Below are 15,551 nucleotides of genomic sequence, written 5' to 3'. Positions count from 1 at the left end.
GTACCACCCGACGACTTTAAGGATCGAGAGCTCGTGAGCAAGGTCCCCCCGATCATCCTGAACAACGGCGTCGAGATGCCGCAGCTCGGTTTCGGAGTCTGGCAGGTCCCGGACGACGAGGCCCGGTCGGCCGTCGCGACGGCGCTGGAGGCCGGGTACCGCAGCATCGACACCGCGGCCGTCTACGGCAACGAAGAGGGCACCGGCAAGGCCATCGCCGCTTCCGGCATCGCCCGTGAGGAGCTCTTCGTCACGACGAAGCTCTGGAACACCGACCAGGGATACGACTCCACGCTGCGGGCCTTCGACACGTCTTTGGACAAGCTCGGTCTCGATTACGTGGACCTGTACCTGATCCACTGGCCGCTGCCCTCCAAGGGCCTCGCCGTGGACACGTACAAGGCCTTCGAGAAGATCCAGGCCGACGGCCGCGCGAAGTCCATCGGCGTCTCGAACTTCCTGCCCGAGCACCTGGAGAAGCTTCTCGCCGAGACGTCGGTCGTCCCGGCGGTCAACCAGATCGAGCTCCACCCGCACCTCCAGCAGCACGCCTCTCGCGCATTCCACGCGGAACAGGGCATCGCCACGGAGGCCTGGTCGCCGCTCGGCCAGGGCAAGGGCCTTCTCGAGGTCCCGGCGATCATCGCCATCGCCCAGAAGCACGGCCGCACGCCTGCTCAGGTCGTCCTGCGCTGGCACATCCAGCTGGGCAACGTGGTGATCCCCAAGTCCGTGACCCCGTCCCGGATCAAGGAGAACATCGACGTCTTCGGCTTCGAACTGGACCCCGAGGACATGGCAGCGATCAGCGCCCTGAACGAGGACCGCCGCCTGGGCCCTGACCCGGCCTCGTTCGACGTCGCCTAGTCAGCGGACTGCAGGTCAGCGGACTTCTGGTCGGCGGACTTCTCGAAGGGTGTCGCTCCCCGGTGCATCGGGGAGCGGCACCCTTCAACTGTTTCTGCCCGCCTAGCCCTTGACCCCCACATGCACCGTCTGCGCCGACAGCAGAAACACGTCGGGCCTGTGGTGCAGGCTCTGTTCGTCGTTCGGGTCCAGGAGGCGGTCGACCGTGGTCAGGTCGTCGGGGGCCAGGGTGTCCTCGTGCATGTCGCGGCGGCGGGAGAGCTCGGAGACGAGGTGGGCGCGGGCCGCTTCGGATACGGGGGCCGGCAGGTCCAGGAGGAAGGAGCGGGTGCCCGCGTGGCGCAGGCCCGCCTCCTTGAGGAGCGTGGGCCAGTCCTCCGTGACCGCCTTCGCGCCCGGCAGGTCCGCGCGCATCCGCGTGAACCACTCGTCGTCCGCCAGGTCGAAGCGGGTCTGGAGGCCCGGCCGGCCGAAGCCGATGTCGCGGGGCAGGCAGCGCTGGGTGAGGCCGCCCTCCAGGAGTGCGATCGCGCCGCCCGGCGCGAGGCGGTCGGCCAGGGCCGACAGTGCGCTCTCCTGATCTCCTACGTGGTGCAGGGCCCTGCCGATCCAGAGCAGGTCCGCGGGCGGCAACTCGCCGATGCCCTCCGGGAGTTCCGCGTGCAGTGTGCTGAAGCGGTCCGTCAGCTTCTCCCTGTCCGCCCGCTCCCGTGCGCGGTCCAGGAGAGGCACCGCCGGGTCCACCGCGATGACGTCCGCCTCGGGGAAGATCTCCGCCAGGAGGAAGGTGATGGACCCCGAGCCACTGCCGACGTCCGCGATCAAGGACGGCTCCGGCTGCCAGGTGCGCAGCCACGCCGCGATCTCGCGGTTCTGCGGGGCGGCGAGCTCCGCGCTCCGTTCCAGCATCGGACCCATGGTGGCCCAGTCGATGTCCTCGTGGTGGTGGCCGTGCTTGTGGCTGTGCTTGTGGTCGTGAGCCATTTGGTCGTGAGCCATGGTCTTGCCGCCGCCTTCACGTGTCGGGGTGGTGGGGTCCGAGCCGTCTCCAGCCTGCGCCGTCACCCCCCGCCCCGCCAGGTTTCTTGCGGTTTCGGCAAATGGGGCGGGCCGAACCGGGCAGCCCGGTCAGCCCGGTCAGTCAGCCCGTCACCTGAACGACGTGAGCGTGAACCTCGGGTCGGGGCGCGGTAGTTCCTGGTCCGGCAGGGACGCGAGCCCCTTCGCGAGCCGGGTGGCCAGGGAGCTGTCCGGCGGGACACGCGTGAACCAGCCCCGTTCGAGGTCCTCGGCCGTGGAGCGAGGTGTGCGGCCCTGGCCGTGGCCCCGGAAACGGGCCGCGCCGGCCGGGGTCAGGCCCTGCGCCGCCGCGTACGCCTCGACCGCCTGGCCACGGTCGACCGCGGGGCCCACCGGGCGCGCGGCCAGGACGGCGTCGATGTCGCTGCCCACGTCGTGCGCGGCGGCCTTGTCGACGGTCGTGACGAACACACCGCCGGGCCGCAGCACACGGGCGCACTCGGCGACGACCGCCGCCGCCTCATCGGGGCCGGACAGGAGATGGAGCAGCCACACCGTGCACACCGCGTCGAACGAGTCGTCGGGGAACGGGAGTTGACGGCTGTCGCCAAGGACGATGGAGTCCGGAAGCCGTCCCGATGCCATGCGGGCCATGTTGTGCGCCGAGTCCACCCCGGTCACCCGCAGGCCCGTCCCGGCAAGGCTCCGGGTGACGAGGCCCGTGCCGCAGGCGACGTCCAGGAGGGTGCGGACGTCGGGCGGCAGCAGGCCGTGGACGGCGGCGGCAGCGGCTTCGGCGCGCGGCTCACCGCCCCGCGACGCGTCGTACCGATCGGCTTCCTTGCCGTAGTCCAGCATCCGCTCAGACCGCTCCGTGCCCGACGGCCAGCTCTTCGACCCGGCCGGCCAGGTCGAAGTCGAGCGTGGTGAGAGCGCCGCCCACGCTGTGCGTGTTCACGGACAAGGAGACCGTGTCGTAGCCCAGCGTCAGCTCGGAATGGTGGTCGAGCTCCTCCTGGATCCGCGCGATGTGCACGACCATCGCCGTCGCGGCGAAGTGCGAGCCGAGCCGGAAGGAGCGGGTGATCTTGTCGCCCGCGAGCGACCAGCCGGGCAGCTCCGCCAGCCGCTCCTCGACGTCCTTCTGTGACAGCGGTTCGAGTGACATGGCCGCGCCCCTTCCCGTGCGTACGGACGTGTTCCCCTCAGCCTGCCACACCACCTCCCCCGCAGCCCTGGTCAAGCCTCCGGGCAGGGAGTCTTCGATTACTGTCTGGGTATGACAACTGCCGTGGTCAGCAAGGAAAGTACCGTCGGCCCGCTGCTGCGCGGCTGGCGCGAGCGACGCAAGGTGAGCCAGCTGGAACTGGCGCTGCGCGCCGACTCCTCCGCGCGGCACATCAGTTTCATCGAGACCGGCAGGTCGCGCCCGAGCGAGGAGATCGTGCTGCGCCTCGCCGAGCACCTCGACGTACCCGTGCGGGACCGCAACTCGCTTCTCCTGGCGGCCGGTTACGCGCCCCGCTTCCGGGAGACCCCGATGGACGACCCCTCGATGGGCGCCCTGCGGGAGGGCCTCGAACAGCTCCTGCGCGGCTACGAGCCCTACCCCGCCCTGGTCGTCGACGCGGCGTACGACGTGGTCGCCGCGAACCGCGGCATCGCGATGATCCTCGACGGCATCCCGGAGCACCTCCTTCGGCCGCCGCTGAACGCCATGCGGCTCACGCTCCACCCGGAGGGCCTCGCCCCCAGGATCCGCAATCTGCGGGAGTGGCGCGGGCACCTGCTGCACCAGATGGAGCGGCAGATCGCGTTGCAGCGTTCGGACGCGCTGCGCGCGGTGTACGAGGAGGTGGCGGCGTACCCGGTTCAGGACCCCGGTGTCGACGTGTTCGATGCCGACGGCCCGCAGAGCGGCGTTCCGTACTTCGCGCTGCCCCTGCGCATCGAGCACGACGGGCATCTGCTGTCCTTCATCTCGTCGATCTCGACCTTCAACACACCCATGGACGTGACGGTCGCCGAACTGGCCATCGAGACGCTCCTCCCGGCCGATCCGGCGACGGTCAAGTACCTCCAGTCGGGCACCTAGGCCCGAAGGGACCGCAGTGCCGCGTACTGCAGGACGGCGAATCCTCCGACGGTCAGCGCCTGGAGCGGGATCCACACGGCGCCCGCGGTGGTGGGCGACAGCCAGGCGAGCAGGGCGACGACACTGAGCACCGCCCAGGCCGCGTTCGCCTCGATCACTCCCTGGACGGCGGGCGTGGGCGGGCTCTTGCGTGACGCGAGGTAGCCGACGCCCACGCCGTACAGGGTGAGGAAGACACCCAGGGCGAGCAGGAGACCCGCGTCGACGCCGAGGAATCGGCCGAGCGGGCCCGAGGCGGCCGCGTACGCGAGGCCGTTCCCGGTGGTCACGACCGCGTCGACGCCGAGGAAGCGGCGCAGCATCGTCTTGGCGTCGTTCGTGCGGGCCAGTGCGGTGAGCGGGTTCGCGGAATACGTCGACATGAGGTGCTGCCTCCGAGCGGTGGTAGGGAGAGGGGGCCGGATCCGGTCCGGAGTGCGCCGGACCGGATCCGGTGGGACCACCCTGCCGGGACCGCGAGCGGCGGTCGATTACCTCAGAAGTAAGGGCGCCGCCCTCGGAGCACCCCAGGCATCCGCACGCCGCCGCAACCCGTACGGCGGTCGCCGCCGTGTGCCCCCGTCACCCCGGACCTAGGTTCGTTGAAAGGCAGACCTAGGGAGCTCAAGGGTGACAGAGACGACCGAGCCCGGCGCCGCGCTGCTGCGTGCGGGAAAGTTCTTCCGCCGCGGCACCGCCGCCCCCGACCTGCACAGCATCGGACTCGTCGGCGGGCGGGACGCGGACGCCTTCTACCGGGACCGGTGGAGCCACGACAAGGTCGTGAACTCGACGCACGGCGTGAACTGCACGGGCTCCTGCCGCTGGAAGGTGTACGTCAAGGACGGCATCATCACCTGGGAGACCCAGCAGACGGACTATCCCTCCGTCGGCCCCGACCGGCCGGAGTACGAGCCGCGCGGCTGCCCGCGCGGCGCCGCGTTCTCCTGGTACACGTACTCGCCGACCCGGGTGCGTTACCCGTACCTGCGGGGCGTGCTCCTGGAGATGTACCGGGAGGCGAAGTCCCGGCTGCGGGACCCGGTGCTCGCCTGGGCGGACATCCAGGGGGACCCGGAGCGGCGCAGGAGGTACCAGCAGGCGCGCGGCAAGGGCGGTCTGGTGCGGGCGACCTGGGACGAGGCCGTCGAGATCATCGCGGCGGCGCACGTCCACACGATCAAGACGCACGGCCCCGACCGGGTCGCGGGGTTCTCCCCCATCCCCGCGATGTCGATGGTGTCGCACGCGGCGGGTGCCCGCTTCATGTCGCTGATCGGCGCGCCCATGCTGTCCTTCTACGACTGGTACGCGGACCTGCCGGTCGCATCGCCGCAGGTCTTCGGCGACCAGACCGACGTACCGGAGTCGGGTGACTGGTGGGACGCGGCGTATCTGATGATGTGGGGCTCGAACGTTCCGGTGACGCGGACGCCGGACGCCCACTGGATGGCCGAGGCGCGCTATCGCGGCCAGAAGGTCGTCGCCGTGTCGCCGGACTACGCGGACAACACCAAGTTCGCCGACGAGTGGCTGCACCCGCACCCCGGCACGGACGGCGCCCTGGCCATCGCGATGGGCCACGTCATCCTCAAGGAGTTCTTCGTCGACCGGCAGACGGACTTCTTCACGGACTACGTGCGCAAGTTCACCGACCTGCCCTTCCTCGTGACGCTGACCGAGCGCGACGGCGCGTACGTCCCGTCTAAGTTCCTGCGCGCCACCGACCTCGGCCAGAGCGGTGAGGGCGGCGACTGGAAGACGGCCGTCCTGGACGAGAACACCGGGCAACCCGCCGTCCCGAACGGCTCGCTCGGTTTCCGCTGGACCGAGTCCGGCAAGGGCAAGTGGAATCTGGAGCTCGGCAACATCAAGCCGCAGCTCTCCCTGCACGGCTCCGACGTGGCGACGGGCGTCGAGGTGCTGCTCCCGCGCTTCGACACCGAGGGCGGCACGCACGGCCAAGGGCGCGGTGAGATCGTGCGTCGCGGGGTTCCTGCGACGCGGCTCGGCGGGCAGGACGGGCCGCTGGTCACCACGGTCTTCGATCTGCTGCTCGCGCAGTACGGCGTCGGGCGCGACGGCCTGCCGGGCGAGTGGCCCTCCTCGTACGAGGACGCCGACGCGCCCGGCACCCCGGGCTGGCAGGAGGCGCACACCTCGGTGCCGGCCGCGAAGGCGGTCAAGATCGCGCGGGAGTTCGCGCGGACCGCCGAGAAGTCGCGCGGGCGCTGCATGATCCTCATGGGGGCCGGGACCAACCACTGGTTCCACTCCGAGACGATCTACCGCGCCTTCCTCGCGCTGCTCCAGCTGACCGGCTGCCAGGGCCGCAACGGCGGCGGCTGGGCGCACTACGTGGGTCAGGAGAAGTGCCGCCCGGTGACCGGCTGGGCGACGCTGGCCAGCGCCAACGACTGGAGCAGGCCGCCGCGGCAGATGATCGGCGCCGCGTACTGGTTCCTGAACACCGACCAGTGGCGCTACGACAAGTTCGCCGCTGACGTGCTCGCCTCGCCGCTCGGCGAGGGCCGCTTCACGGGCATGACGGGCGCCGACTGCCTGGCCCTGTCGGCGCGCACCGGCTGGATGCCCTCCTATCCGACCTTCGACCGCAACTCCCTCGATCTCGGCGAGACCACCGACGACCCGGTGGCCAATGTCGTCGACGAGCTCAAGGCAGGCACCCTCAACTTCGCCTGCGAGGACCCGGACGCCCCGGAGAACTGGCCGCGCGTCCTGACCCTGTGGCGGGCCAACCTGCTCGGCTCGTCCGCGAAGGGCGCGGAGTACTTCACCAAGCATCTCCTCGGCACGCAGTCCTCGCTGCGGGCGGAGGAGGCGGCGCCCGACGAGCGGCCCTCGACGGTGACATGGCGCGACGAGGCCCCCGAGGGGAAACTCGACCTGCTGGTCTCGCTCGACTTCCGGCAGACGTCGTCGACGCTGCTCTCCGACGTGGTCCTGCCCGCCGCCACCTGGTACGAGAAGCACGACCTGTCCTCCACGGACATGCACCCCTACGTCCACTCGTTCACCCCGGCCGTCGACCCGCCCTGGCAGGCCCGCACCGACTTCGACACGTTCAAGGCCATCGCGGAACGGCTCAGCGAGCTGTCCGTCGACCATCTCGGCGTACGCAAGGACGTCGTCGCCACCGCGCTCCAGCACGACACTCCCGGCGAGACGGCGCAGCCCGGCGGTGTCGTCCTCGACTGGCGCAAGGGCGAGTGCGAGGCGATCCCGGGCAAGACGATGCCGGGCCTGACGGTGGTGGAGCGGGACTACACCGCGATCGGCGCGAAGTTCGCGGCGCTCGGCCCGCTCGCGGAGAAGCTGGGCCTGCCCGCCAAGGGCATCGCGCTGCGGCCCGACCAGGAGGTCGACGAGCTGCGCGAACGCAACGGTGTCGTACGCGGCGGTCCCGCCGACGGGCGCCCCGCCCTGGACACCGCGGTGAAGGCGGCGAACACCATCCTCGCCCTGTCCGGCACGACCAACGGCCGCCTCGCCACCCAGGGCTTCCACACCCTGGAGGAGCGCACGGGCCAGGAGATGGCGCACCTGGCCGCCGAGCACGAGGGCAAGCGCGTCACGTACGCCGACACGCAGGCCGCGCCCGTTCCCGTGATCACCTCGCCCGAGTGGTCGGGCAGTGAGGCGGGCGGGCGGCGCTACACGGCGTTCACGCTCAACACCGAGCACCTGAAGCCCTGGCACACGCTCACCGGGCGCCAGCACTTCTTCCTCGACCACGACTGGATCCACGAGCTGGGCGAGGCGATGCCCGTCTACCGGCCGCCCTTGGACATGAACCGTCTGTTCGGGGAGCCACGGCTCGGCCCGGACGGCGAGAAGGAGGTGACGGTCCGCTATCTCACCCCGCACAACAAGTGGTCCATCCACTCCGAGTACCAGGACAACCTCTTCATGCTGTCGCTCTCCCGGGGCGGGCAGTGCATCTGGATGGCGCCGCAGGACGCGGAGGCGATCGGCGTGAAGGACAACGACTGGATCGAGGCGGTCAACCGCAACGGCGTCGTGGTGGCGCGCGCGGTCGTCTCGCACCGGATGCCGGCCGGCACGGTCTACATGCACCACGCGCAGGAGCGCACGGTCAACGTCCCCAAGACGGAGACCACCGGCAAGCGCGGCGGCATCCACAACTCGCTGACCCGCCTCATCCTCAAGCCGTCCCATCTCATCGGCGGCTACGCCCAGTTGTCGTGGGCGTTCAACTACCTCGGCCCGACGGGCAACCAGCGCGACGAGGTGACGGTCATCCGCCGTCGCAACCAGGAGGTCACCTACTGATGCGCGTGATGGCACAGATCGCGATGGTCATGAACCTCGACAAGTGCATCGGCTGCCACACCTGCTCGGTCACCTGCAAGCAGGCGTGGACGAACCGCGACGGCATGGAGTACGTCTGGTTCAACAACGTGGAGACCCGCCCCGGCCAGGGCTACCCGCGTCGCTACGAGGACCAGGAGAAGTGGCGCGGCGGCTGGGAGCTGAACAAGAAGGGCGCCCTGAAGCTCAAGAACGGCGGCCGGATCAAGGCGCTCCTGGAGATCTTCTCCAATCCCAAGCTGCCGGAGATCAAGGACTACTACGAGCCCTGGACCTACGAGTACAAGAACCTCACCGACGCCCCGCTGGGCGACGACTACCCGGTGGCCGAGCCGCGCTCGCTGATCAGCGGCAAGCCCATGAAGATCGAGTGGTCGTCGAACTGGGACGACAACCTGGGCGGTGCAACCGAGTACGGCGACCTCGACCCGATGGTGGCCAAGACCCGCGAGAAGGCCGCGGAGAAGGTGAAGTTCGCCTTCGAGCAGACCTTCATGTTCTATCTGCCGCGGATCTGCGAGCACTGCCTGAACCCGGCGTGCGTGGCGTCGTGCCCGTCGGGCGCGATGTACAAGCGTGAGGAGGACGGCATCGTCCTGGTCGACCAGGACAGCTGCCGTGGCTGGCGCAAGTGCGTGACGGGGTGCCCGTACAAGAAGGTGTACTTCAACCACCGCACCGGCAAGGCCGAGAAGTGCACGATGTGTTACCCGCGCCTTGAGGTGGGTCTGCCCACCGTCTGCTCGGAGACCTGCGTGGGACGCCTCCGGTACCTCGGCGTGATCCTCTACGACGCCGACAAGGTGACCGAGGCCGCTTCGGTCAAGGACGACAAGGCCCTGTACGAAGCCCAGTTGGGGGTGTTCCTCGACCCGGAGGACCCCGAGGTGCGGCGCGAGGCCGAGCGGGCCGGGATCGGCCACGACTGGGTCGAGGCCGCACGCCGCTCCCCCGTGCACGCGCTGATCAGCACGTACAAGGTGGCGCTCCCGCTGCATCCGGAGTACCGCACGATGCCGATGGTCTGGTACATCCCGCCGCTCTCGCCGGTCGTGGACGCGCTGAGCGAGACCGGGCACGACGGCGAGGACCTGGACAACCTCTTCGGCGCGATCGACACCCTGCGCATCCCCCTCGAATACCTGGCGGAGATCTTCACGGCCGGTGACGTGGGCCCGGTGCGGGCCTCGCTGGAGAAACTGGCGGCGATGCGGGCGCACATGCGGTCGATCAACCTCGGTGACCGGCCCGACAGTTCGGTGGCCGAAGCCGTGGGCATGTCGGGCCAGGAGATCGAGGCGATGTACCGCCTCCTCGCCATCGCCAAGTACGAGGACCGCTACGTCATCCCGACCGCGGCGGTCGGTGACGCACAGCGCCTGGAGGAGTCGGCCCTTCCCGACTCGTGCAGCCTCGACTTCGAGGGTGGTCCCGGGGCGGGCGGGGACGGGCCGTTCGGGCAGGACTCGGGCCGCAAGCAGCTGCCGCTGGTGACCATCGAGAACTTCCACACCCTGCGGGACCGGCAGACCGCCGACGAGCAGCCCTCCGCGACCGAGAAGGACACCCTGTGAGCGACAACGCCGTGCTCTACCAGGCAGCCGCACACTGCCTGGCCTACCCGGACGAGGAGTTCCGCGAGCTGCTGCCACAACTGACGGCTGCCGCGCCGCAGTTGCGGGACTTCCTGACACACGCGGAAGCGACCGACCCCGCCGAGCTCGCCGCGCACTACGTCCGGGTCTTCGACTTCAAGAACCGGCACAGCCTCTATCTGAGCTGGTGGCGCGACGGTGACACGCGGCGGCGCGGAATGGCCCTGGTCCGCTTCAAGGAGATCTACCGGGAGCACGGCCTGGAGTTCACCGGCGAGGAGCTGCCGGACTTCCTGCCCGCGGTCCTTGAGTTCTCCGCGCACGCGGGCCCCGTCCTCCTTCAGGAGCACCGGCCGGGCCTGGAGCTGCTGCGGCTCGCCCTCACCGACTTCGGCACGCCCTACGCGAGCGTCCTCCAGGCGGTCTGCGCGGCGCTGCCCGGCCCCTCGCCGAAGGACCGGGCCGAGGCGCAGGCACTGGCCAGGTCGGGGCCCCCGCGGGAGGACGTCGGCCTTGAACCCTTCGCACTGATCGGGGAGCACTGATGAGAACGCTGCTGTGGGGCGTCATCCCGTACGTGGCCTTCGTCCTCCTCGTGGCGGGCCTCCTGTGGCGCTATCGCTACGACAAGTTCGGCTGGACGACGCGCTCTTCGCAGGTGTACGAGTCGAAGCTCCTGAACATCGCGTCACCGATGTTCCACTACGGCATCCTCTTCGTCCTCGTCGGACATCTGGTGGGGCTCTTCGTGCCGGAGTCGTGGACGGAGAAGGTGGGCGTGAGCGAGCACACGTATCACCTGTTCTCGCTGTACGGCGGCACGGCGGCGGGCATCCTGCTGGTGCTCGGCATCCTGCTGCTGCTCTACCGGCGGCGCACGAACGCGCCGGTGTTCCGGGCGACCACCGCCAACGACAAGCTGATGTACCTCGTGCTGTTCGCGGCGATCGTGCTCGGCATGGTGGCCAAGCTGACGCACGCCTCGGGCGAGGGCTACAACTACCGTGAGTCGATGGCACCTTGGGCCCGCAGCCTGTTCACCCTGCAACCGGACACGGACCGGATGGTGGGCGTGCCGGTCATGTACCAGATCCACGCGGTGGTCGGCATGGCACTGTTCGCGCTGATCCCGTTCACGCGGCTCGTGCACATGTTCAGCGCGCCGGTGCAGTACCTGTTCCGGCCGTATGTGGTGTACCGGAGCAAGGACCCCCGCCGGGTGGGACCGCGTCCGGAGCGGCGGGGGTGGGAGAAGACGGGTTCCTAGCGGGTTACCCCTTGTCTCCCTTCCCCTGCTCCCCCGGCTTCTCGTCGTCCACGATCTCCGCGTCGACCACGCCCTCGTCGGGGGCGGAGGCCGGAGGTGTCTGCTCCTGGGCGCCCTCGCCGGAGCTCTCGTACATGGCCTGGCCCATCCGCTGGCTCACCGCGGCCAGTTTCTCCGCGCCCGCGCGCAGCGCCGCCGTGTCGTCGGCCTTGTCCTTCAGGAGGGCCTTCAGCTCCGTTGCCGCCGCCTCCACCTCGGTCCTGGTGTCCGCGGGGATCCGCTCCTCGTTCTCCCGCAGGAACCGCTCGGTCTGGTAGACGAGTTGCTCCGCCTGGTTGCGGGTCTCGGCGGCGTCGCGCCGCTTGCGGTCCTCCTCCGCGTGCTCCTCGGCCTCCCGCACCATGCGGTTGATGTCGTCCTTGGGCAGCGCGGAGCCGCCCGTCACCGTCATGCGCTGCTCGCGCCCCGTCGCCTCGTCCTTGGCGGACACGTGCATGATGCCGTTGGCGTCGATGTCGAAGGTGACCTCGATCTTGGGCACGCCGCGCGGCGCCGGGGGCAGTCCCGTCAGGTCGAAGACGCCGAGCTTCTTGTTGTACGCGGCGATCTCCCGCTCGCCCTGGAAGACCTGGATGCCGACCGAGGGCTGATTGTCCTCGGCGGTCGAGAAGGTCTCGGAACGCCGGGTGGGAATGGTCGTGTTGCGTTCGATGAGCTTGGTCATGATGCCGCCCTTGGTCTCGATCCCCAGGGACAGCGGCGTCACGTCCAGGAGCAGGACGTCCTTGACGTCACCCCTGATCACACCGGCCTGGAGCGCCGCGCCGAGCGCCACCACCTCGTCGGGGTTGACCCCCTTGTGCGGCTCGCTCCCGGTGAGCTCCTTGACCAGGTCCGTCACCGCGGGCATCCGGGTCGAGCCGCCCACCAGGATCACGTGGTCGACGGCCGAGAGCTTGATGCCCGCGTCCTTCACCGCCTGGTGGAAGGGGCCGCGGCAGCGTTCGAGGAGGTCCGCGGTCAGCTCCTGGAACTGGGCGCGGGTCAGCTTCTCCGCCAGGTGCAGGGGGCCGTCCGCCGACGCCGTCACGTACGGCAGGTTGATGTCGGTCTCGCTCGACGACGACAGCTCGATCTTCGCCTTCTCGGCGGCCTCGCGCAGCCGTTGCAGCGCCATCTTGTCCTTGCCGAGGTCCACTCCCTGCGTGTTCTTGAACTGCCGCACCAGGTACTCGACGATGCGCTGGTCCCAGTCGTCGCCGCCCAGTTGCGTGTCACCGTTGGTGGCCTTCACCTCGATGACGCCGTCGCCCATCTCCAGGAGTGACACGTCGAAGGTGCCGCCGCCGAGGTCGAAGACGAGGACCGTCTGGTCGTCGCCCTTGTCGAGGCCGTAGGCGAGGGCGGCGGCGGTCGGTTCGTTGATGATGCGGAGCACGTTCAGGCCCGCGATCTCGCCGGCCTCCTTGGTGGCCTGGCGCTGGGTGTCGTCGAAGTACGCGGGCACGGTGACGACCGCGTCCGTGACGTCCTCGCCCAGATAGGACTCGGCGTCACGCTTGAGCTTCTGCAGGACGCGGGCGGAGAGCTCCTGCGCGGTGTACCGGGTGCCGTCCACGGAGCCGCCCTCCGGGAAGCGCCAACTGCCGTCGCCCATATGACGTTTGACGGAGCGCGCGGTGCGCTCCACGTTCGTGACCGCCTGCCGCTTGGCCACTTCTCCGACCAGCACGTCGCCGTTCTTGGCGAAGGCGATGACCGAAGGCGTGGTGCGCGCTCCCTCCGCGTTGGCGACGACCGTGGGATCACCGCCCTCCAGGACGGCCACCACCGAGTTCGTCGTACCGAGGTCGATCCCGACTGCACGTGCCATGTCCAGTCCCCTTCAACGCGAGCCCGTTTCCCGGCGTACTTCGACCTCCATCACAAAACTTGAGCGGCTTGTTGTCAATGCCGCACATGACTGTGCCGCCGCCCACGAGGGACGGCGGCACAGTTCGGAGAGCGTCAGGCGAGCTTCGCCGTCAGCGTGATCGTCGTGCCCGTCAGTGCCTGGCTCACCGGGCAGTTCGCCTTGGCGTCCTCGGCGGCGGCGGTGAAGGCCGCCTCGTCGATGCCCTCCACCGTGCCCTCGACGGTGAGGTGGATGCCGGTGATGCCGGTGCCCGGCTGGAAGGTCACGTCGGCGGACGTCACCAGGCGGGTCGGCGGAGTACCCGCCTTGGCCAGGCCGTTGGAGAAGGCCATGGAGAAGCAGCTGGAGTGCGCGGCGGCGATCAGCTCCTCCGGGCTGGTCTTGCCGTTGGCCTGCTCGGCGCGGGACGGCCAGGACACGGCCTGCTCGCCGATCCCGGACGAGTCGAAGGTGACGGTGCCGGAGCCCTCCAGCAGGTTGCCTTCCCAGACCGTGTGCGCGGAGCGCGTGGTAGCCACGATGTACTTCCCTTCAGTGCGGTTCCGTGATGCGTCCCGGAACTTCCGTGCTCCCATCCGATCACACCCGGGCCCGGCGCACGCGCAGGACCGGTCCTCTCCCCCGGGACACCTGAGGCGTCAGGACAGCCCCGGTGCGCGGTCGCTATGGCCGAAATGCCAACTGTGCAAGGGGCGTCTGCGGTGACACTTTGAGGCCCCCTCGCCCACGGGACGAGGAGTCCACTCAGGGGGTTTGACCATGCGCATGAACTACTCGGAACGCGGTCCGTCTCCGCTGGAGGGCGCGAAGCCCAAAGCCGCCGGTGACCGTGACTCGACGTTCGGCTGGTGGGGCGCCTTCAGCATCCAGAAGTTCGTCAATCAGTCATCTCTCTTCCACACGCACGCCGACGCCACCGGGTGGCTGGCCTATCTCCAGCAGTTCTACGACCGCAACTTCTGGTTCGCGGACGGCGGGGCGCAGGTCTGGGCGTACGAGGAGACGTACGACAACTGGCAGGACCGCTACGGCATGGACGCGGTGGTCGCCGTCTACCACTCGGGCCACGGCGGCATGGACAACAACGGCGTCTTCTTCGCCCCGCTCGGGGCGGTCTGGGACGGCCGCAGCGACGCGGTCTCGAACCGGATGGCGCTGGGCAACGAGAAGGTCAACTACATCTTCTGGTCCACCTGCACCTCGCTGCGGGTCCTCGGCGGCCACTCCCCGATCCGCACCTGGGCGGGCCCCAACATCGGCTTCCGCATGATCTTCGGGTTCGAGACCGTGAGCATCGACAGCCCGGACTACGGCAAGAAGTTCTGGGAGAAGTGGCGGGCCGGGCAGACGTTCACCGACGCGTGGCTGAACGCGAGCTGGGACATCCACAAGGGCCAGGCCCCCTCGGTCTGCGCGGTCGGCGCCAACCAGGCCGAGGCCACGGCCCGGCTGAACGGCGAGCGCACCCTCTACCGCGAGCACGTGCCGGACAACTGGTACGCGTGGCGCTGGTACAACGCGCGCGACAGCCTCAGGGAGCCCCTGACGCAGGCGCCGAGCACCCCGCAGATCGTGCAGCTCGCGCCGCGCGACCCGGGCGACGAGCTGGCCAAGGCGGGCCGCATCGCCGACTTCCCGTCGGCGGCGCTGCAAGAGGTGCAGGTCGAGCGGCAGGGCGTGCTCAGCGCCACCTCCGGCGACCGCACCGTCTCCACGGCTCCGCACGCCATCCGGTGGGTCAAGCTCGCCGAGGCCAACCACCGCAACCTGCGGCAGCTGCCCACGGAGCGGGCGGTCGAGGCGGCCCGCGGGTTCGCCGAGCAGTACGCCGACGGTGCCGAGCTCGTCGTCGACAGCGTGCACGACCTGATGCAGAACTCCGGCGCGAAGGACGGCTCCGAGCTGGGTGAGCCGGTGTCACTGGAGACCCATGTGACGTTCCGGCAGGTCTTCGACGGCATTCCGGTCATCACGCCCGACCGCGGTCTCATCCGGGTGGCCCTGGACAACGACGCGACCGTCGTCCAGGCGCAGATCTCGACGCGCGACACCACCGGCACGACGCGCGAGCCGAGCACCGACATCGCGCCGCCGCCCGCGGGCGGCAAGGCCGCGGCAGCCCCGCAGCGGGCACGCGACCCGCGCGAGGCCCTGGCCGCCGCTCAGCGCAAGCTGCTCGCCGAGCTCGCCTCCGTCACGGCCGACGAGCAGGGCGGCCGCGGCGCCGCCCCGCAGCGCGAGCCCGAGGTCAGGGACGTGCCGGGCACGTTCGAGGTCGGCTATGAGATCGAGGGCAACGAGGCCTATCCGGCCGCCCGCAAGCTGATCGAGATCGGCTCGCCCGACAGCATGTACACCACCCGCCGCTGGGTGGTCGCACCGCTCGCCAGGTAGTCCTGG

General features: G+C 69.8%; 13 protein-coding genes. 7 read left to right on the top strand and 6 right to left on the bottom strand.

The features are described from left to right. Positions 1–75 precede the first annotated feature (75 nt). On the top strand, positions 76–867 hold the full coding sequence (locus ACWD02_RS20135; RefSeq protein ID WP_451213328.1) for an aldo/keto reductase: 792 nt from the start codon (positions 76–78) through the stop codon (positions 865–867). 102 nt (positions 868–969) lie between these two features. On the opposite strand, the gene ACWD02_RS20130 is transcribed toward ACWD02_RS20135, so the two are convergent. The 3 genes from ACWD02_RS20130 to ACWD02_RS20120 all read right to left on the bottom strand — a co-directional run bounded on the left by ACWD02_RS20130 (position 970) and on the right by ACWD02_RS20120 (position 3,055). After that, a complete protein-coding gene (locus ACWD02_RS20130; protein ID WP_451212335.1) occupies positions 970–1,866 on the bottom strand; it encodes a class I SAM-dependent methyltransferase in 897 nt (298 codons plus the stop codon). Between the two features lie 150 nt (positions 1,867–2,016). After that, positions 2,017–2,745: a class I SAM-dependent methyltransferase gene (locus tag ACWD02_RS20125; RefSeq protein ID WP_451212333.1), complete on the bottom strand. Its 729-nt coding sequence runs from the start codon at positions 2,743–2,745 to the stop codon at positions 2,017–2,019. A 4-nt stretch (positions 2,746–2,749) separates the two neighbouring features. After that, the gene (locus ACWD02_RS20120; RefSeq protein ID WP_451212330.1) at positions 2,750–3,055 is read right to left on the bottom strand and encodes a 4a-hydroxytetrahydrobiopterin dehydratase; all 306 of its coding nucleotides are present in this window, start codon (positions 3,053–3,055) and stop codon (positions 2,750–2,752) included. Between the two features lie 111 nt (positions 3,056–3,166). Here ACWD02_RS20120 and ACWD02_RS20115 point away from each other — a divergent pair, with 111 nt between their 5' ends. Continuing rightward, positions 3,167–3,982, top strand: coding sequence for a helix-turn-helix domain-containing protein (locus ACWD02_RS20115; protein WP_451212327.1), 816 nt, complete (start codon positions 3,167–3,169; stop codon positions 3,980–3,982). On the opposite strand, the gene ACWD02_RS20110 is transcribed toward ACWD02_RS20115, so the two are convergent. Next, positions 3,979–4,404 carry a hypothetical protein gene (locus ACWD02_RS20110; protein WP_451212325.1) on the bottom strand — a complete coding sequence of 142 codons (426 nt, stop codon included), beginning with the start codon at positions 4,402–4,404 and terminating at the stop codon, positions 3,979–3,981. The genes ACWD02_RS20115 and ACWD02_RS20110 overlap by 4 nt on opposite strands. A gap of 247 nt (positions 4,405–4,651) precedes the next feature. Here ACWD02_RS20110 and ACWD02_RS20105 point away from each other — a divergent pair, with 247 nt between their 5' ends. Genes ACWD02_RS20105 through narI form a run of 4 tightly spaced genes read left to right on the top strand, consistent with a single transcriptional unit; the run spans position 4,652 to position 11,236 of the window. Continuing rightward, the gene (locus ACWD02_RS20105; RefSeq protein ID WP_451212322.1) at positions 4,652–8,335 is read left to right on the top strand and encodes a nitrate reductase subunit alpha; all 3,684 of its coding nucleotides are present in this window, start codon (positions 4,652–4,654) and stop codon (positions 8,333–8,335) included. Further along, positions 8,335–9,948 carry a nitrate reductase subunit beta gene (gene narH, locus ACWD02_RS20100; protein WP_451212319.1) on the top strand — a complete coding sequence of 538 codons (1,614 nt, stop codon included), beginning with the start codon at positions 8,335–8,337 and terminating at the stop codon, positions 9,946–9,948. The genes ACWD02_RS20105 and narH overlap by 1 nt, the downstream gene beginning before the upstream one ends. Continuing rightward, positions 9,945–10,514, top strand: coding sequence for a nitrate reductase molybdenum cofactor assembly chaperone (narJ, locus tag ACWD02_RS20095; protein WP_451212316.1), 570 nt, complete (start codon positions 9,945–9,947; stop codon positions 10,512–10,514). Before narH ends, narJ begins: the two co-directional genes overlap by 4 nt. Next, positions 10,514–11,236: a respiratory nitrate reductase subunit gamma gene (gene narI / locus ACWD02_RS20090; protein ID WP_451212313.1), complete on the top strand. Its 723-nt coding sequence runs from the start codon at positions 10,514–10,516 to the stop codon at positions 11,234–11,236. The genes narJ and narI overlap by 1 nt, the downstream gene beginning before the upstream one ends. 4 nt (positions 11,237–11,240) lie before the next feature. Here the strand turns inward: narI and dnaK are convergent, their stop codons facing one another. After that, positions 11,241–13,109 carry a molecular chaperone DnaK gene (gene dnaK / locus ACWD02_RS20085; protein WP_451212310.1) on the bottom strand — a complete coding sequence of 623 codons (1,869 nt, stop codon included), beginning with the start codon at positions 13,107–13,109 and terminating at the stop codon, positions 11,241–11,243. A 134-nt stretch (positions 13,110–13,243) separates the two neighbouring features. Next, positions 13,244–13,669, bottom strand: a complete 426-nt coding sequence (locus ACWD02_RS20080; RefSeq protein WP_451212308.1) for an OsmC family peroxiredoxin — start codon at positions 13,667–13,669, stop codon at positions 13,244–13,246. Between the two features lie 247 nt (positions 13,670–13,916). Between ACWD02_RS20080 and ACWD02_RS20075 the strand changes: the two genes are divergently transcribed. Beyond that, positions 13,917–15,545 (top strand): DUF6345 domain-containing protein, encoded by a 1,629-nt coding sequence (locus ACWD02_RS20075; RefSeq protein WP_451212305.1) that lies wholly within the window; start codon positions 13,917–13,919, stop codon positions 15,543–15,545. Positions 15,546–15,551 lie beyond the last annotated feature (6 nt).

The sequence above is a fragment of the Streptomyces sp. NPDC002853 genome (assembly GCF_053591915.1).
This window is presented reverse-complemented; position numbering and strand designations above follow the sequence as displayed.